We start from the raw sequence: 18,627 nt of genomic DNA on the forward strand, positions 1-18,627 counted from the left end.
CAACTATGCCCCTTAAAAGCAGCAGCCCATTGAATGCCAAGCCACAGGAAATTGCTGCGATCGACCTCGGATCGAACAGTTTCCATATGGTGATCGCCCGCGTCGTTAACGGCGCATTGCAGGTGCTGGGACGCCTGAAACAGCGCGTTCACCTGGCCGATGGCCTCAACAATAAAAATGTGCTCAGTGAAGAAGCCATTCAACGCGGGCTGGATTGCCTGGCTTTATTTGCTGAACGCCTGCAGGGTTTTCCGGAAAATAACGTCACTATCGTTGGAACCCATACGCTGCGTCAGGCGGTGAACGCTGAGGAATTCCTCAAGCGCGCCGCCGAAGTAATCCCGTATCCGATAGAAATTATTTCCGGTCAGGAAGAAGCACGTCTGATTTTTATGGGCGTTGAACACACGCAACCTGAAAAAGGCCGCAAGCTGGTGGTCGACATTGGCGGCGGTTCGACTGAACTGGTCATCGGCGAAGATTTCGAGCCGCTACTGGCCGAAAGCCGCCGCATGGGTTGCGTCAGTTTTGCGCAGATGTTTTTCCCCGACGGTGAAATCAGCCGCAGCAATTTCAAACGCGCACAACTCGCCGCCGCACAGAAACTCGAAACACTGGCGTGGCAGTATCGTCTGCAAGGCTGGCAGTATGCGCTGGGCGCCTCAGGCAGTATCAAAGCCGCCCATGAAGTGCTGGTCGAAATGGGTGAAAAAGACGGTCTGATTACCCCTGAACGGCTGGAAATGCTGACCGAAGCCGTGCTGAACTTTAAGAATTTCAGTGCGCTGGAGTTGCCGGGCTTATCAGAAGATCGTCAGTCGGTATTCGTTCCCGGCCTGGCGATTCTGCGCGGCGTGTTTGATGCGCTGGCGGTGAAAGAATTACGCCTTTCCGACGGCGCGCTGCGTGAAGGCGTGTTGTATGAAATGGAAGGCCGGTTCCGTCATCAGGATATCCGCACCCGCACGGCGAAAAGCCTGGCCGAGCATTACAATATCGACCGGGAACAGGCGCGCCGCGTGCTTGAAACGACGGAACAGTTGTATGCCCAATGGCTGGCGCAAAATACCAAACTGGTACAGCCGCAGCTCGAATCTCTGCTGAAATTCAGCGCCATGCTGCATGAGGTCGGCCTGAGCATCAACCACACCGGCATGCACAAGCATTCTTCTTATATCCTGCAAAATACCAACTTGCCGGGCTTTAATCAGGAACAGCAAACGCTGCTGGCGACGCTGGTGCGTTTTCACCGCAAAGCCATCAAGCTCGAAGAACTGCCGCGCCTGAATTTGTTTAAGAAGAAGCATTATATTCCGCTGATTCAGCTGCTGCGTCTGGGGGCGTTGCTCAACAACCAGCGCCAGTCGACAACCACGCCGGAATCCCTGCGGTTATCGACCGATGATAATCACTGGACGCTGCGTTTCCCGGCGGGATATCTGGCCCAGAATAACCTGGTTCAGCTCGATTTCGAACGCGAACAAAGCTACTGGAACGATGTCACGGGCTGGAAACTGATGCTCGAAGAAGAAGACGCTGAGCCTTCTGACAAATAAATCCGGACAATAAAAAAAGCCCTCTGGCATTTTATGCTCAGAGGGCTTTTAACTTTTCAGCGTACTGATAAATCAGTTTTTTTGAAATTCCAGCAGCGAGGCCAGCGGCAGAGGCTTGCCCACCAGATACCCCTGCATATAATCCACGCCCAGTGCGTGAAGTGCCGCTTTCTGCTCTTCGGTTTCCACGTATTCCGCCACAATCGACAGATGTTTCATGCGCGCCACCTGACAAATTGACTGCACAATGTATCCGTCCAGCGGATCGGTCAGCATGTTGCGCACAAAACTGCCGTCAATCTTCAAAATATCAGCCTGAATCGCCTTGAGGCGGCCATAACTGGCGTAACCGGTGCCGAAGTCGTCAATCGCAATCCGGCAGCCATAAGAGCGCAGTTCACGCATCGCATAATCCGCATACTTCATGTTTTGAAGTAGATGCGATTCCGTAACTTCTAAAACGATCTGGAACGGTTCGATCTCAAATTCCAGCATCAGCGTTTTAAAATCGCGGGTAAACGTCGGGCGGCACAGCGTGGATGGTGTAAAGTTCACGGCAAAACGCAGGCTGGGAAGACGCACGCGGTTCTGATGAATAAACATCAGCGTGTGCCGCAGAACCCACATATCCATCTGATAAGAAAGACCGAACTCATGCACCACCGGCAGGAATTTATCCGGCGTCACCAGTGATTCCTGTTCACCATCAAACAGGCGCAGCAGAATCTCATGATAACTGTCGCCGCGCACGCCCAGTATCGGCTGCGCCATCAGCACAAAGCGGTCGTCATCAAGGGCACGCTGGATTTTATGCAGCATGTCGACTTTCTCTTTAATCTCCAGCTGAACCTGACTGTGGTCGCTTTTATTGGATTCTGGCTGACCGGTGGTCAGGGAAACTTCCGCAATACCACTGAGTTCGCCGAGCAAAATCGGCAAATGCTCAACCGGGGAATAGACTGTGCAATAGGATAAGCCGATGTTCGGATGCAGCGGCAGACCGTTCCAGATCAGCCGGAAATCTTCCAGATAATCATGCAAATACTGAAGCTTTTTATCGGCGTCTTCGCAGTTTAAACGCAGAACCAAATCATATCCCGGCAGGTGGTAAACCCGCTCACCGTCCTGCAAATAAGGATTCAGCCCCAGCGCCAGTTGCTGTTTAAACTGGATACGCAACTGCATGCCGTAGTTGCGGCTCAGCACATCCATGTCCGAAACGCGGATGAAGCACAACATTGAGCGCGGATGACGGGCCAGATCACGGTTAAACGCGCGCAGGTTGGGCAGGCCAAAGACCGGATCCTGCAACGCCGCGGCGCTGAATTTTTTCATCAGCAGACGCTGACGGGAAGAAAGCACCGACATGAGTAACAGCGTCACGGTATAAACCAGCATGAGCGCAGAAACAAAGACCAGATTATGTGTAAACCCGTGTTCAGAGATAAAACCCTGATAGTTATTGAATAAGACGGTAAGCGTAACCGTCCAGACGATGCTGATGAAGTAATAGCCATAACGCAGCGCGCCGAACAGCAGCACCGGGAAAAGCAGTGTCAGCGTATAGTCGCTGAGCAAAATCTTGGTAAACGGCTCGCTGAGCCCCGGAATGCACAGCAACGTCACCATGAAGGTCAGCACAACAAACCACAGCAGCACTTCGAGACGTTTCACGCCCGGCGCACGCTGTTTTCTCAACATCATGCGCAACACGCGGAAATAACGTGGCTGACGGATCAGGCGGATAACCAGATAAATAACGTGAGAGTTAAGCAAGATCCCTAAAATCATTGCCTGCAAATTGACCAGCGTTCTGAGGGTGACAAACTCTGCGGTCGCCATGCCCAGATAACCGGGTAAAAGCCCGCTTTCCACGACAATCTGCAAGACGATCATAAAAAAGAACGTCAGAAAAATCAGCAGCCAGCCAACACGAACTTTCGCCAGCGTCATTAATCCCAACGGAGCCGACCAGCGGTTCCCGGCCTGCCAGCGATAACCCAGCCATGCGAGAAACAGTGACGTGAAATAAATCACCGTCATCAGCACGCTCATGTCAAAACCGACACGCAGGTAATAACGCAGGAAAAGCGTGAGGACAATGCCCGGGAAAGCCGCCCAGTCAAATACCATCAGTAAGGCAACGCACGTTGCCAGCGGCATGTAGATCAGATACGTCCGGCCTTCCGGCAGCATAATGATCGGCGAAAGCCATGACGTCACTGGAATCAATACCAGCGCGCAAATAACGGGAAGTCCCCACCATTTGTGGCGCAGGTCATGCCAGGAGAAATTTTTACGCATCAAGTCCATCTACGTTTGCGCATGAGGTTCATGCAGCGGTGAGTGATTTAGGATGTCACGGACGTCAGGCAATCCGGCAGCAGTGGCGACAGCTCCGCTCTCCGTTATCATTGTAAAAATGTCATTTCACAGAAAAAAATGCGGAAGAAAAGAATACAGCGGACGAAAGCCTGGTCGCAGATATTTAAATTATGGCTGGATTCTAATGCGACTTATCTTAAATCCTTTGATGCAGATCATTAAACAGAATCTTTACGATTTTCACTAAAAATCATCCAAAACAAATTAATCACGCGATGAATGAAGTGAAAAATCTTATTTGGATTAGAATCATGAAACAAAGAGAAAAATTCTATGCAGTGAGGCTTTCACCGGAGGTCAAATCGCCATTTTTGCGCTTTTTTTGATTATCTGGTTGCCCGTTTAGTTCTGTTATATATTGTAAATATTATTATTTATCCTCTTTCTTTCCCGCTACCGGAGCCAGGAACCACTTAAGCGATCTTAATTATGTCTCGAAAATCCAACATCAAGATGACGAAAATCGTTTTATCGATAAGTTTCATTATTTTGTTCGGCCGTCTCGTCTACTCAGCTATCGGCGCGTATACGCATCATCAGAACCAAAAACAGTCCGAAACGCCAACCGAAACCCGACGAGATCAGACCCCCGAAAAAACATGTACCGGCACGCTGAAAAGTTGCCGTTACTTCAAGGAATAAGGATCTCGAATGTCTGCCGAAAAACCTAAGAATTACGGCCAAAAGCTGGCGGAAAGCCGCAGCAGGATCCTCGATCTCCTTCTGAATACCGACAATCTGGCTGAGAGCATTCTGGGCGAAGACCTGGATGTGGATGACGCAACGCGTGCCACGCTGATGGATAACACCGCCGAACTCAGCGCGCGCGTACAAAAATTGCATGCGGCGGACGTCGCCGACGTGCTGGAAGCATTACCTATCCGTGAACGTCTGGCGTTATGGAGCCTGGTTGAGCCGTCGGCGCGCGGTAAAGCGCTGGTCGAAGTTTCAGAAACCGTCTGGGACAGCCTGATTGAAGAGATGAGCGATAAAGACCTGCTCAAAACCATGTCGCTGCTCGACGTGGACGATCAGGTGTATCTCGCCGAATACCTTCCGCGTGACCTGATTGGTCGGGTTCTGACGTCCCTCGACCCGCGCCAGCGCGATAAAGTCCGCGAAGTCATGAAGTTCAGCAAGGAATGCGTGGGCCGTATCATGGATTTCGAGCTGCTGAGCGTTCGCCCGGATGTCACGCTGGGCACCGTGCAGCGCTTTCTTCGTCTGCGTAAAACCATTCCGCAAGCGACCGATAAGTTATTCATTACCGACCGGAAAAATACGCTGCTCGGCGAACTCCCGCTGACCACAATTTTACTGAACCCGCCGCATACGCCGGTTTCTGACGTCATGATCACCGACTTCACCAGTTTTGAGCCGGAAGATAAGGCCGAAGACGCAGCCAGCGCGTTTGAACGTTATGACCTGATTACCGCCCCGGTGGTGGATAAAAAAGGCAAACTGATGGGACGTCTGGCGGTGGAAGAGATTGTTGATTTCGTGAATAACGACACCGACAGCAATCTGCGCCGGATGGGCGGCCTGAGCCCGGAAGAAGATGTGTTTTCTCCGGTCAGAAAGGCCGTACGAAACCGCTGGGCCTGGCTGGCTATCAATTTGTGTACGGCGTTTGTCGCCTCGCGCGTTATAGGCCTGTTTGAACATACTATTTCACAACTTGTGGCCCTTGCCGCGCTGATGCCGATTGTCGCCGGGATCGGCGGTAATACCGGCAATCAAACCATCACGATGATTGTCCGCGGGCTGGCGCTACACCATGTTCAGCTCGGTAACCTAAGATTTCTGATGTTCAGGGAGTTGGGTGTAGCGCTGATCAACGGCCTGGTTTGGGGCGGGCTGATGGGCGTGGTGACGTGGCTGCTGTACAGCGACTGGCAGATGGGCGCTGTGATGACGCTGGCGATGGTGCTGAATCTCCTGCTGGCCGCGCTGATGGGCGTGGTTATTCCTCTGACCATGGTTCGCCTTGGCCGTGACCCTGCCGTGGGTTCCAGCGTGATGATCACCGCGCTGACTGACACCGGCGGTTTCTTTATCTTCCTGGGCCTTGCCACTATTTTCTTGCTTTGACGCACACTTTCCGGCTTTCGGGCCGGAATATTCGTTATCTATTACACCGTAATGTAGAATTTATATTAATAATTCATTCTGATTTTCCGATACTGATAACATGCCGCCGCGCGATCCCCACACTGCCGCGACGAGTAAAAAATAGAACAACAGCTATTACCGCATTTGTTTGTCATTCGCCGCCGGTCAGAAAAGGGTTTTCATCGTGGAAAGAAGCCAACCACCTTCTCTCATAGTTCACAGGGCAGACTGGAAAGCCCCCCTGCTTTTAGGTATTGCTATCTGCCTGCTGGCGCTTGCGTGCATGAACGTTATTCAGAGACAGTCGAGCCTGGCGGGTTTATGGCTGCCCACTGCGTTGCTTATCCCGGTCCTTTTTCATCACCCTTATCGCCAGTGGCTGCCGTTGCTTTGCGCCGCGTCTCTGGGCATTGCCGCCGCCCATGCGGTCATGGGTACGCCGTTCCCGCGCTATTTTCCTTATCTGCTCAACAACCTGATTGAAGCGTCTTTGTGTGCAGTATTGTTGCGCCGGATGTTGCCACAGCGGGATCCGCTTTCCGGTCTCGGTTCCTGGGCGAAGTTTTTGCTGATTGCCGTGGTTTTCTGCCCGCTGATCAGTTCGGTGATCATGATGCTGTTCATCCTGCACATTCATTCACCAGGCGAATTGCAAAACCGTTTTGCAACCTGGTTTATGTCTGAGGCCGTGGCGATCCTGGCACTCACGCCGCTGGGGCTGATTTATCAGCGCGGTTATTTCAGCAAAAATCTCACTTCTCAGCGTTTTTTTGAGCTGGCTCTGACACTGATTCTGACGCTGATCGCCGGTTTTCTCGCACTGAAATGGCTGCCTTACACCTTCGCGTTTATCACCATTCCGCTGCTGTGGTGCGCCATCCGCCTGCCGCGTATTGAAGCCTTTATTATTTTCCTTTCGATGACGCTGATGATTGCCCTGCTGCACACCAGCGGGATTATCAACGTTCAGCCCCATACAGTGATGCAAATCCCGCAGGGGTTAATTTTCCTGCCGCTGCTGCTGATCCTGATGCCAGCTAATGCGATGGCCATGGCCATGCATTCCTTGCGCATGGAGAAATCACACATTACCCAGAGCGAAAACCGCTTTCGTAACGCCATGGAATATTCGGCCATCGGAATGACACTGGTTTCTCCGCAGGGAAAACTGCTCCAGGTCAACAAGGCGCTGTGCAACCTTTTGGGTTATGAAGCAGAGTATCTGACTACGCTGTCGTTTCAGGAAATAACCTATCAGGAAGACTTAGGCAAAGATCTCACGTTGTTCAAGCAGTTGCTCGATGATGAAATCCAGAGCTACACCATGGAAAAACGCTATTTATGCCGCAATGGTGAACTCGTCTGGGCTTTGCTGGCGGTTTCGCTGGTGCGTGATGAACACCACAACCCGCTGTATTTCATTTCTCAGATTGAGGATATTAACGAACTCAAACACACGGAAATGACCAACAAACGGCTGTCTGAAGCGCTGCATGAAGAAAAAGAGCTGCTGCACATCACCCTGAATTCGATCAATGAAGCCGTGATTTCCACCGACCGGAATATGAATATTACGTTCATGAATCCGGTGGCGGAGAAAATGACCGGCTGGTCAGAGCAGCAGGCGCAGGGGCAGCCGGTAAACCGGATCGTGTTGATCAGCAAAGGGCCGGACGGGCCGCTTATCGACAACCTGCTGCAATTTGATATCAACGAAAACCTGCACTCTTCCGTGGAACGTTCCCTCGTGCTGCACGGCCACGACACCGGTTTGTTTGATGTCCAGCTGGCCGTTTCGCCGCTGCGCACGCTGAAAGATGAGCCGATCGGTATCGTGCTGGTACTTCAGGACGTCAGTAAATCCCGCGAGCTGATGCGCAAACTCAGCTACAGCGCGTCCCACGATTTGCTGACCGGCCTGTCTAACCGCGGCAGTTTTGAATCGAGCCTGAAAAAAGCGCTAAACCTGACGGCGACGCGTCATCAGGTTCACACGCTGGCGTTTATCGATCTCGACCGTTTCAAAGCGATCAATGACAGTGCGGGCCACGCAGCGGGCGATGAGTTGTTGCGTCAGCTGAGCACGCTGATGCAGGAACATATCCGCAACAGCGATCGTCTCGCGCGTCTGGGTGGTGATGAATTTGCGCTGATTCTGTTTGATTGTCCGATGGAACAAGGGCTCGGCATGGTTCAGCAACTGGTGGATAAGATCAACGCGTACCACTTTATGTGGGAAGGGAAAATGTACCGCATCGGCGCCAGCGCAGGGCTGACGCAAATTTGTAATCCGCACATCAGCGGCAGTGAATTTATGGCGCAGGCCGATATGGCCTGTTATACCGCCAAACGTAACGGCCGCGGGCAGGTTTTCAAATACGAAGCCGACCAGAAAACCGCAACCGCCCACGCCCCGCAATCCGTGTCGCCGCCTCAGAACGGAACGGAATAGTCAGGGCAAATCAGGCTGCCAGTCATTGTTGAACCATAAATGCAGCGTGGCGTAAGTGCGCCACGGCTTCCAGACCTCGGCGTAACGGGCGATTTTCCCCGGCGTCATTCCGGGAAAGCGCTGCTTAATCAGATAATCGCCGCCCAGAAAAACATCAGGCGCAGACCACGCGCGCATCGCCACATAACTCGCCGTCCAGCTGCCAATGCCCGGCATCGCCAGCAACTGTCTGACACCTTCCTGCACATCGGTAATGTCATCGAGCGGCAACCGCCCTTCTTCCACCGATTGTGCAATATTAATCAGGCACGCCGCGCGTTTGGCCTGCACACCGATACCGCGTAAATCATCGACCGTTAATTTCGCGATTGCCGCCGGAGACGGAAACAGATGCGTCAGCGCCGCAAAAGGCGTGCTCAGCGGTTCGCCCCATTTTTCCGTCAGCCGCGTCGCCAGCGTTGCCGCCATTTTCACACTGACCAGCTGACCCAGTATCGCCCTCACCGTCAGCTCAAAACGATTTATACAGCCCGGCAGACGGAGTCCCACGGCGTTTTCGGCCAGCGGACCTAAACCTTCAGCGATCAGTAATGGCTGCGCATCCAGATCCAGTAACCGCCGCACCTGCTGCGCTACATTTTCTGCAACCGGAGCCAGCGACGGCGAAACCTCCAGTTCGACACTGTTAAGGTCCGGCAAAGGACGCAACCGCAACCAGCCGCTCAGCCGCACGCCGTTGTGCATCACCGCCAGTGTGCGCTGATAAAATTCGCCGTCCTGCTGCTCGATGCCCTGCAAGGCACGTGCGCCAAGAAACGCGGTCATCCACTGCCAGTCATACGGAGGCTGATACGTCAGAAGCATTTGAGTCACAGGACAGTCCTTATAAAAAAGCCTCCAGAAAGGAGGCTGTTGAGATCTTGCATCTCCAAAATAAATGGAGTCTGAAGGAGATTATTTACGGCGCCAGGTGGTTCCGTTTGCCCCATCTTCCAGCACGATACCCATTTCATTCAGGCGGTCGCGCGCCTTATCCGCCATGCCCCAGTCTTTGCTGGCGCGGGCATCGTTACGCTGTTTGATTAACGCTTCGATTTCAGCGACTTCATCGTCATTATCTGCCTGCGCACCGGATTTCAGGAACTGCTCCGGATCTTGCTCCAGCAAGCCGAGCACGCCCGCCAGCTGACGCAGTTCTGCTGCCAGACCGTTTGCCGCCGCCATATCTTCCGTTTTCAGACGGTTAATGTCGCGCGCCATATCGAACAGCACGGAATAGGCTTCCGGCGTATTAAAATCGTCGTCCATTGCCGCACGAAAACGCGTCACAAACGCGTCGCCACCAGCAGGCGTTGCGCTGGCGTCAGTACCACGCAGAGAGGTGTACAGACGTTCCATCGAGGTACGCGCAAGTTTCAGGTTCTCTTCGCTGTAGTTCAGCTGGCTACGATAGTGGCCGGACATCAGGAAGTAACGCACGCTTTCCGCATCGTAATATTTCAGCACATCGCGCACGGTAAAGAAGTTATCCAGTGATTTGGACATCTTTTCGCGGTCAATCATGACCATGCCGGAGTGCATCCAGGTGTTCACATACGGGCCGTCGTGTGCGCAGCTTGACTGCGCAATTTCGTTTTCGTGGTGCGGGAACATCAGGTCTGAACCGCCACCGTGAATATCAAAATGCGCGCCCAGCTGCTTGCAGTTCATCGCAGAACATTCGATGTGCCAGCCCGGACGGCCCTCGCCCCACGGAGAGGTCCAGCTCGGTTCGCCCGGTTTGGACATTTTCCACAGCACGAAATCCATCGGATTACGCTTCACGTTAGCTTCAACTTCGACGCGTGCGCCAGCCTGCAACTGATCCAAATCCTGACGGGATAACACACCGTAATCCGGATCACTTTCCACCCAGAACATCACGTCGCCATTGGAGGCGACATAAGCGTGATCGCGGTCGATCAGCTTCTGCACGATATCGATGATTTCATGAATGTGTCCGGTCGCGCGCGGCTCAGAATCCGGCGGCAGAATATTCAGGGCAGCAAAATCCGCGTGCATTTCGGCGATCATACGGTCGGTCAATGCCATAAAAGTTTCGCCATTTTCAGCGGCACGTTTAATGATTTTGTCGTCGATATCGGTGATGTTACGCACATATTTCAGGTCATAACCGAGGTAACGCAGGTAACGCGAAACCACGTCGAAAGACACAAAGGTGCGACCGTGGCCGATGTGACACAGGTCGTAAACAGTGATCCCACACACGTACATCCCGACTTTACCGGCATGAATTGGCTTGAATTCCTCTTTTTGGCGACTCAGGGTATTAAAAATCTTCAGCATCAGGCTATTCCGTGTGTTGGGCGTAGAAAATGACGTTGGCGCAGTTAAGCGACACTAACGGCCATAATATAACGAAAATGATTTCACCGAAACGGCATAAGGCCGCCGGACGGGCTTTAGTGGTCACAAAGGCGCTGCTGACGGCAACTTTTGAGTTATGGTATAAGAAAAGGCTATAGTAACGACTCTTACAGAGAGCACACATCAACATTAGCAGGATGATAATTATGGTCACTTTCCACACCAACCACGGCGACATCGTCATTAAAACTTTCGCTGACAAAGCGCCAGCCACGGTTGAAAACTTCCTGAACTATTGCCGTAAAGGCTTCTACGACAACACAATTTTCCATCGTGTGATTAACGGTTTCATGATCCAGGGCGGCGGTTTTGAGCCAGGCATGAACCAGAAAAACACCGACGCACCTATCGATAACGAAGCGGATAACGGCCTGAAAAACACCAAAGGCACGCTGGCGATGGCGCGTACTAACGATCCGCATTCTGCCACCGCACAGTTCTTCATCAACGTTACTGACAACGATTTCCTTAACCACAGCGGCAAAAACGCGCAGGGTTGGGGCTACTGCGTATTTGCAGAAGTGGTTGAAGGTCAGGACGTGGTTGACGCAATCAAAGCCGTTAAAACGGGCCGCAGCGGTATGCACCAGGACGTTCCAAAAGAAGATGTTGTGATCAAAAGCGTCACCATCAGCGAATAATTAGCGTCGGGATGACCACGTTTTTTATCGCAGATATCCATCTTTGCGCACAGGAACCGGCAATCACTGCCGGTTTTCTGCGTTTTCTTCGCGAAGATGCGCCGCAGGCTGATGCGCTGTACATTCTCGGGGATTTATTCGAAGCCTGGATTGGTGACGATGACCCGGAACCGTTACACGCAGAAATCGCTGCGGCGTTAAACCAGCTCCGCCAGCAAGGCGTGCCCTGCTTTTTCATCCACGGTAACCGCGATTTTCTGCTCGGCAGACGTTTTGCGCGTGAAAGCCTGATGACGCTGCTGCCAGAGAAAAAAGTTCTCGAGCTTTATGGCCGCCGCGTGCTCATCCTGCACGGCGACACGCTGTGTACCGATGACGTTGCCTATCAGAATTTCCGCAAAAAAGTTCATAACCCGTTTATCCAGAAATTATTCCTGATGCTGCCTCTGAAATGGCGACTGGCGATTGCCGCAAAAATGCGCGCCAACAGCAAAGCGTCTAATCAGGGAAAATCGCTGGAAATTATGGACGTGAATCCGCAGGCGGTGATCAGTGAAATGCAGGCGGCAGGCGTCGAGTGGATGATCCACGGGCACACGCACCGCCCGGCTATTCATGATGTGCCTTTAGAAAATAAAACCGGCCACCGCGTAGTACTCGGCGCATGGCACGAAGAAGGCTCGATGGTGAAAGTCACCGCCGGTAACGTGGAACTGATCAGCTTCCCGTTTTAAGCCCGCAGACTGGGACTCCACTGTGGAAGCGGAATTGTTCATCTGGCGTTAAGATCAGTTCCGCTTCAATCCTGCCAAACTCCTCCACCCGTTCACTGATATCGGTTCCCGCATACTGTTCGGCCAGCGCCAGATAATCGGCAAAATGGCGTGATTCTGAGCGCAACAGCGACGTATAAAAGCGTGACAGGGTTTCATCGAGATGCGGAGCAATCTTGGCAAATCGCTCGCAGGAACGCGCTTCGATGTACGCACCAATAATCAGACGGTCCACCAGAATATTCAGGTCATCATGATGGCGGGTATGTTTAATCATACCACTGGCGTAGCGCGACGGTGAAAGCTGGGTATAAGTAATATTGCGTTTCTGCATGATTTCCACCACCTGCTCAAAGTGATGAAGCTCTTCGCGCGCCAGACGTGCCGCGCAAAACAGCAACTCGGTACGCTCAAGATATTTGGTCATCAGGCTCATCGCCGTGGCCGCCGCTTTCTTTTCACAGTTAGCGTGGTCAATCAGCATGACAGTCTGATTTTCAAGCGCCACATCCACCCATAACGCAGGTGTTGCACAGTGAAGAAAATCATAAATCGGTGCCAGTAAAGCCTGCGTCATAGTTCAGTTTCCAGTGGGGATGGCGAATATTATCGTGGCTGGGATTATACAAATCTGTCGCGCACTTCTCATCAAAAATGCACCGTATTCCGGCTACGCAACCGTTTTCCTTGCTTCGTGAGCGTGATATCATTTGCGCCCTCACACGCTTTAAATCCGAATCACAGGAGCTATACAGACATGTCATCCAACGTTACCCCGGCAAAAATCGCCATCGTTATGGGGTCTAAAAGTGACTGGGCGACCATGCAGTTCGCCGCCGAAGTGCTCACAACGCTGAATATTCCTTTCCATGTCGATATCGTCTCCGCACACCGCACGCCGGACAAATTGTTCACCTTTGCTGAACAGGCGTCGGCCAATGGTTTTGATGTGATCATCGCAGGCGCAGGCGGCGCGGCGCATTTACCGGGCATGCTGGCGGCGAAAACGCTGGTGCCGGTGCTCGGCGTGCCGGTGCAAAGCGCGGCCCTGAGCGGCATCGACAGCCTGTATTCCATCGTACAAATGCCGCGCGGTATTCCGGTCGGTACGCTGGCGATTGGTAAAGCGGGTGCCGCTAACGCCGCGTTGCTGGCGGCACAAATTCTGGCGCTGCATGATACTGAAATTGCCAAAAATCTGGCCGCGTGGCGTGTCGCACAAACGGATGAAGTGCTGAATAATCCCGATCCGCGGGAGGAAGCATGAAACCGGTTTGCGTACTCGGAAACGGTCAGTTAGGCAGAATGCTGCGTCAGGCGGGTGAACCGCTGGGGATTGCCGTTTATCCGGTCGGACTTGATGCCGAACCGGAGGCCGTACCTTTTCAGCAAAGCGTGATTACGGCTGAAATTGAACGCTGGCCGGAAACCGCCCTGACCCGCGAACTGGCAACGCATAATGCGTTCGTTAACCGCGATATTTTCCCGCGTCTGGCCGATCGCCTGACGCAGAAACAGTTGCTCGACCAGCTCGGTCTGGCGACTGCGCCGTGGCAATTGCTGGCAGATGCCGCACAATGGCCGCAGGTTTTTTCACAGCTTGGCGAACTGGCGATTGTGAAACGTCGCGTCGGCGGTTATGACGGTCGTGGTCAGTGGCGCTTGCGTTCCGGCGAAGAAAATACATTGCCACAAGATTGCTACGGCGAATGCATCGTTGAGCAGGGCATCAATTTCTCCGGTGAAGTGTCGCTGGTAGGTGCGCGTGGTCACGACGGGAAAACCGTTTTTTATCCGCTGACGCACAATCTGCATCAGGACGGTATTCTGCGCACCAGCGTCGCACTGCCGGAGCCGGACGCTGCGCTGCAACAGCAGGCTGAAAGCATGCTGTCGGCGATTCTGAACGAACTGAATTATGTCGGCGTGATGGCGATGGAATGTTTCGTGGTCAGCGAAGGTTTGCTCATCAACGAACTGGCTCCGCGCGTACATAACAGCGGGCACTGGACGCAAAACGGCGCATCCTACAGCCAGTTTGAAATGCACCTACGTGCCATACTCGGTCTGCCGCTGCCAAAACCGGTGGTCAGTACGCCGTCGGTGATGGTGAATCTGATTGGCACGGATGTGTCAGAACAGTGGCTGAACCTGCCACTGGTCAATCTGCACTGGTACGAGAAAGACGTGCGTCCGGGTCGTAAAGTCGGACACCTGAATCTCAATGATGCCAGCGCCAGCCTGCTGAAAGAAAACCTGAATGCACTGATCCCGATGCTGCCGGCCGAATATGCCAGCGGCATTGAATGGGCAGTTGAAAAGCTTTGATTTGAGCACCTCCTTATTAAAAGGAGATGCTCTGGTAACCTAAATAATTCGAGTTACAGGAAGGCGGCAAGTCAAGGAATCCCGATGAGCTTACTCAGGTAAGTGATTCGGATGACTGAACGCAGCCAACGCACCTGTGGCTCGAAGTATGACGGTTACGAGTCGTATTGCCTGAACAGCGCCCGCCCCCGCAGCAACCGTACACCCAGCCAGCCTCCGCAGACAGACAGCAGCAACGCGCTGACCACCGGAACGGCGATCCACATCAGGTAATCCGGTTCCCACGGGAAATCAAACACTTTTCGCTGCAACAACCATAACGCCACTTCGGCACCTATCGCCGCCGCAATGCCCGCCACGAGTCCAAGAACCGCAAATTCGCACCAGAGAGTACGGTGCAGCATCTTTTTACTCGCGCCTAACGTGCGATAAACGATCAACTCTTGACGGCGCTGACGCATCCCGACCTGAATCTGTGCCAGCAACAGCAAACCGCCGCACAGCATCACCAGAATCACCATCACTTCCAGCGCCCGGCTGACCTGCTGTAAGACCTGTCCGACCTGCCGCAGAATCGAACCGACATCCAGCAAACTGAGCGTCGGGAACTGACGGTTCAGTTGCGTAATGGTGCTGTCATCGCCGTGATAACGGAAACTGGTCAGCCAGCTTTGCGGCTGGGCATCCAGTGCGCCCGTCGGGAAGATAAAGTAGAAATTCGGCTTCAGGCTGTCCCAGTCCACTTTTCGCAGACTGGTAATCTTAGCGGTGAAATCCTGCGTATCGCCGGTGAAGGTCACCGAATCGCCGATTTTCAGTCCGAGACGTCCGGCCAGCCCTTCATCGATGGACACTTCACCCGCTTTCGGTGCGCCATTACCTGCGGTCAGCGGATTATGATCCGGCAATCCGTCCATCCAGGTCAGATTCAGTTCACGGTTTACCGCTTCCCCGCCCGCATCGTCCGGCTTGATTTTGTCCGTCGCGGCTTCGCCGTTAATCTTCGTCAGACGCGCCCGTACAATCGGATAGAACGCTTCCGGCTGCGCGTTATGCTGATGCAGGAAATCCGTCACCTGCGGAACCTGCTCTTTGGTGATGTTGAGCAGGAAGAAGTTCGGACTGTCCGGCGGAAGCTGTTGCTCCCAGCGGTTCAGCAGATCCCCTCGCATCACCAGCAACAGCGCCAGCAGCATGAACGACATGGAAAACGCCGCCAGCTGGCTGAGTGTTACCCACGGCTGTCGCAGCAGACGGTTGACCGCCAGACGCAACGGAAGCTGGCGGAACGTCAGGCGGCGCAGCAAAAGCAAAGCGCCCCAGCCAATCACACCGAGCAACAGCGAAAGCACCAGCACGCCCGCCAGCAGTGACCAGAGCAGCGAACTGCCGCCCATCAGCGCCGCCAGTAACCCGACGACCACCAGCACCATCACCGGCAGGAAATAGCGCAGCGGCCAGACGTTCGCCACAACGTCATTTCTCAGCACGCGCAGCGGTTGCGTGGCCAGCAACTGACGGTAAGGACGGATGCCAATCAGCAGTGAAATCACGACCATTGCGCCCATCGACCAGACCCACGGCCAGCCACCGGCAGGCGGCAATTGTGCGGGAAGAACCGGCGCGAGCACTTTCATCAGAACGGCTTCAAAGGCCAGTCCGACGATGCTGCCGCAAATTCCCGCCAGTACCAGAACTGCCAGCCACTGACCAATAATCAGTTTTCGCAGCGCCTTTTTCCCGGCGCCTAATGTTTTCAGCACTGCCACCAGATCGTACCGGCTTCGGCAGTAATGCCCCATCGACACGGCAATGGCGGCAATCGACAACATCAGCGTCAGCAGGGCTGACAACGTCAGGAATTGTTGTGAACGCTGTAATGATTTGCCCAGCGCGCCTTCGGAATCCTCCATGCCGGTCCAGCGCTGATCGGGTTTCAGCAGCCCTTTAATGGCATCGCCGTAGGTCTGAATGGCCTGCGGGGAACCGGCAAACATATAGCGGTACGTCAGGCGGCTGCCCGGCTGAACCGCGCCGGTTTTCGGAACATCATCAAGATTCATGATTACGCGCGGCGCGGTCTGGAACGGGTTAAAACCGGCATCCGGTTCCTGAACAATCACACCGGCAATTTTCAGCGTACTGTCGCCGACATCCAGATCATCGCCCACTTTCACGTTCAGCAGCGCCAGCAAACGGGGTGCCACCAGCACGGTTCCCGGCTGCGGTTTCAGCCCCACCGGTTCCGTCTGCAACGCCCCGTATAACGGATACGCCAGATCGGTGGCTTTTACCGACGCCAGCTGCGGCGTGTTTCCGGCAAAGGTCATGGTCATGAATGAGAGCTGACGGCTGACTTTCAGCCCCTGCGTTTCGGCATCCTGCAACCAGGCTTCAGTAATCGGATGAGAAGAACGCAGCACGCGGTCTCCCGCAATAAACTCACGACTTTGCTGGCTCAGCCCTTTGTCCATGCGGTCGCTGATACTGCCCAGCGCCAGCACGCAGGCCACCGCCAGCGTCAGCGCCAGCCAGACAATCAGCAGCGAAGGCGATCGCCATTCCCGCCAGAACCAGCGCCAGATCATGCTTCCTCCCACAATTTCCCGTCACGCAGACGCAGACGCCGCTGACAACGCGCCGCCAGTTGTTCGTCATGCGTGACCAGAATCAGCGTGGTGGCCGCATCTCGGTTCAGTGAGAACAGCAGATCGACGATACGTTCGCCGGTGGCGCGATCCAGATTACCGGTCGGCTCATCGGCGAAGAGAAGTTTAGGTTTGCCGATAAACGCACGCGCCAGCGCCACACGTTGCTGTTCGCCACCGGAAAGCTGCGCCGGAAGATGATTCAAACGCCCGCCCAGTCCGAGACTTTCCAGCAACTGCACCGCCTGCTGACGGCTGTTGCTGTCGCTTTCACCGCGCAACAACGCCGGAAGTTGCACGTTTTCCAGCGCGTTTAGCGTCGGCACCAGCATGAAGGATTGAAATACAAATCCGACGTTTTTTGCCCGCAGTGCGGCGCGCCCTTCCTCATTGAGAGAGTTCAGGGATTTGCCGAGCAACATCACGTCGCCCGAGGTGCCGTCGTCGAGTCCGGCGAGGATACCCAGCAGCGTCGATTTACCGGAACCGGATTCGCCAATCAGGGCAATTGTCTGGGCAGGTTTGACAACCAGCTCGACACCGGACAGGATGGTGAGCTGTCCTTCACCCTGACCGACGTGCTTACTAAGATGATGAACTTCAAGAACGTTTTCCGCTGGCATCTCCCCTTCCTTATGTTGTTGGGATTGCTGAGTTTTCGCGCCATAGCTGCTGATAACTTACTGATTATCGGCGACAGTTTAAGCGCCGTCTATCGCCTTCCGGTAGCCGAATCCTGGCCGTCGTTGCTCAATAATAAGTGGCAAAAAGAAGGGGATAAACCCACGATTATTAACGCCAGCATCAGCGGAGATACCGCCGAACAGGGGCTGGCCCGTTTACAGACTTTGCTGCAACAACATCATCCGCGCTGGGTGCTGATTGAACTGGGCGCGAATGACGGACTGCGCGGCTTTCCGCCACAAAACATTTCACAAACGCTGACGCAGATTATCAGTCAGGTAAAACGGGCCAACGCCGAACCGCTGCTGATGCAAATCCGCCTGCCGCCAAATTATGGCCGCCGTTACGGTGATGCGTTCTACGCCATTTATCCGGCGCTGGCGAAGCAGGAAAACATCCCGCTGGTGCCGTTCTTTATGGAGCCGGTCGCCGCAAAACCCGAGTGGATGCAGGACGACGGTTTGCATCCCGCACTGGCGGCACAGTCTTTTATCGCCGACTGGATGGCCGACAAACTCGCGCCGCTGGTGACGCAGTAGGGTTACAATAAATAATACCGTGACGTGATTAAAACCAAGACGTTACCTTTTTCACCCGACTCCCTAGTAAATCACAGCCATG

Annotated in this window: 15 protein-coding genes; 9 read left to right on the forward strand and 6 right to left on the reverse strand. The window is 53.9% G+C overall.

The window, feature by feature from the left end:
* Positions 1-5 precede the first annotated feature (5 nt).
* The gene (ppx, locus tag M2403_RS04350) at positions 6-1,556 is read left to right on the forward strand and encodes an exopolyphosphatase (RefSeq protein WP_152327932.1); all 1,551 of its coding nucleotides are present in this window, start codon (positions 6-8) and stop codon (positions 1,554-1,556) included.
* Between the two features lie 72 nt (positions 1,557-1,628).
* On the opposite strand, the gene M2403_RS04355 is transcribed toward ppx, so the two are convergent.
* The gene (locus M2403_RS04355; RefSeq protein WP_235937366.1) at positions 1,629-3,860 is read right to left on the reverse strand and encodes an EAL domain-containing protein; all 2,232 of its coding nucleotides are present in this window, start codon (positions 3,858-3,860) and stop codon (positions 1,629-1,631) included.
* 510 nt (positions 3,861-4,370) lie between these two features.
* Between M2403_RS04355 and M2403_RS04360 the strand changes: the two genes are divergently transcribed.
* The 3 genes from M2403_RS04360 (at position 4,371) to M2403_RS04370 (ending at position 8,505) form a co-directional block, all read left to right on the forward strand.
* Positions 4,371-4,583 (forward strand): YfgG family protein, encoded by a 213-nt coding sequence (locus tag M2403_RS04360; RefSeq protein WP_152327930.1) that lies wholly within the window; start codon positions 4,371-4,373, stop codon positions 4,581-4,583.
* Between the two features lie 9 nt (positions 4,584-4,592).
* Entirely contained in the window at positions 4,593-6,032 is a 1,440-nt protein-coding gene (mgtE, locus tag M2403_RS04365) for a magnesium transporter (RefSeq protein ID WP_208949917.1), read from the forward strand.
* A 205-nt stretch (positions 6,033-6,237) separates the two neighbouring features.
* Positions 6,238-8,505, forward strand: coding sequence for a PAS domain S-box protein (locus M2403_RS04370; RefSeq protein ID WP_259228601.1), 2,268 nt, complete (start codon positions 6,238-6,240; stop codon positions 8,503-8,505).
* On the opposite strand, the gene alkA is transcribed toward M2403_RS04370, so the two are convergent.
* Both alkA and cysS read right to left on the reverse strand, forming a co-directional pair.
* The gene (gene alkA, locus M2403_RS04375) at positions 8,506-9,369 is read right to left on the reverse strand and encodes a DNA-3-methyladenine glycosylase 2 (RefSeq protein ID WP_259228660.1); all 864 of its coding nucleotides are present in this window, start codon (positions 9,367-9,369) and stop codon (positions 8,506-8,508) included.
* A 90-nt stretch (positions 9,370-9,459) separates the two neighbouring features.
* Positions 9,460-10,851 carry a cysteine--tRNA ligase gene (cysS, locus tag M2403_RS04380; protein WP_259228602.1) on the reverse strand — a complete coding sequence of 464 codons (1,392 nt, stop codon included), beginning with the start codon at positions 10,849-10,851 and terminating at the stop codon, positions 9,460-9,462.
* 227 nt (positions 10,852-11,078) lie between these two features.
* Here cysS and ppiB point away from each other — a divergent pair, with 227 nt between their 5' ends.
* Entirely contained in the window at positions 11,079-11,573 is a 495-nt protein-coding gene (gene ppiB / locus M2403_RS04385; RefSeq protein WP_152327925.1) for a peptidylprolyl isomerase B, read from the forward strand.
* A gap of 11 nt (positions 11,574-11,584) precedes the next feature.
* On the forward strand, positions 11,585-12,307 hold the full coding sequence (gene lpxH / locus M2403_RS04390; protein WP_152327924.1) for a UDP-2,3-diacylglucosamine diphosphatase: 723 nt from the start codon (positions 11,585-11,587) through the stop codon (positions 12,305-12,307).
* Here lpxH and M2403_RS04395 read toward each other — a convergent pair.
* Complete coding sequence (locus M2403_RS04395) at positions 12,291-12,923, reverse strand: tRNA-(ms[2]io[6]A)-hydroxylase (RefSeq protein WP_259228603.1); 633 nt, start codon at positions 12,921-12,923, stop codon at positions 12,291-12,293. The two genes, lpxH and M2403_RS04395, sit on opposite strands and share 17 nt — an antisense overlap.
* A gap of 180 nt (positions 12,924-13,103) precedes the next feature.
* Between M2403_RS04395 and purE the strand changes: the two genes are divergently transcribed.
* Positions 13,104-13,613, forward strand: coding sequence for a 5-(carboxyamino)imidazole ribonucleotide mutase (gene purE, locus M2403_RS04400; protein WP_152327922.1), 510 nt, complete (start codon positions 13,104-13,106; stop codon positions 13,611-13,613).
* Positions 13,610-14,674 (forward strand): 5-(carboxyamino)imidazole ribonucleotide synthase, encoded by a 1,065-nt coding sequence (gene purK, locus M2403_RS04405; protein WP_259228604.1) that lies wholly within the window; start codon positions 13,610-13,612, stop codon positions 14,672-14,674. Before purE ends, purK begins: the two co-directional genes overlap by 4 nt.
* Before the next feature lie 155 nt (positions 14,675-14,829).
* Here purK and ybbP read toward each other — a convergent pair whose 3' ends face one another.
* Together ybbP and ybbA are read right to left on the reverse strand one after the other, a co-directional pair.
* A complete protein-coding gene (gene ybbP, locus M2403_RS04410; RefSeq protein WP_152327920.1) occupies positions 14,830-17,262 on the reverse strand; it encodes a putative ABC transporter permease subunit YbbP in 2,433 nt (810 codons plus the stop codon).
* On the reverse strand, positions 17,259-17,945 hold the full coding sequence (gene ybbA / locus M2403_RS04415; RefSeq protein WP_165059341.1) for a putative ABC transporter ATP-binding protein YbbA: 687 nt from the start codon (positions 17,943-17,945) through the stop codon (positions 17,259-17,261). Before ybbA ends, ybbP begins: the two co-directional genes overlap by 4 nt.
* Here ybbA and tesA point away from each other — a divergent pair.
* The gene (tesA, locus tag M2403_RS04420; protein WP_235937388.1) at positions 17,916-18,545 is read left to right on the forward strand and encodes a multifunctional acyl-CoA thioesterase I/protease I/lysophospholipase L1; all 630 of its coding nucleotides are present in this window, start codon (positions 17,916-17,918) and stop codon (positions 18,543-18,545) included. The genes ybbA and tesA overlap by 30 nt on opposite strands.
* Positions 18,546-18,627 lie beyond the last annotated feature (82 nt).

Origin of the sequence: Rahnella sp. BIGb0603, assembly GCF_024808755.1 — a bacterium.
Classification (GTDB): Bacteria; Pseudomonadota; Gammaproteobacteria; order Enterobacterales; family Enterobacteriaceae; genus Rahnella; species Rahnella contaminans.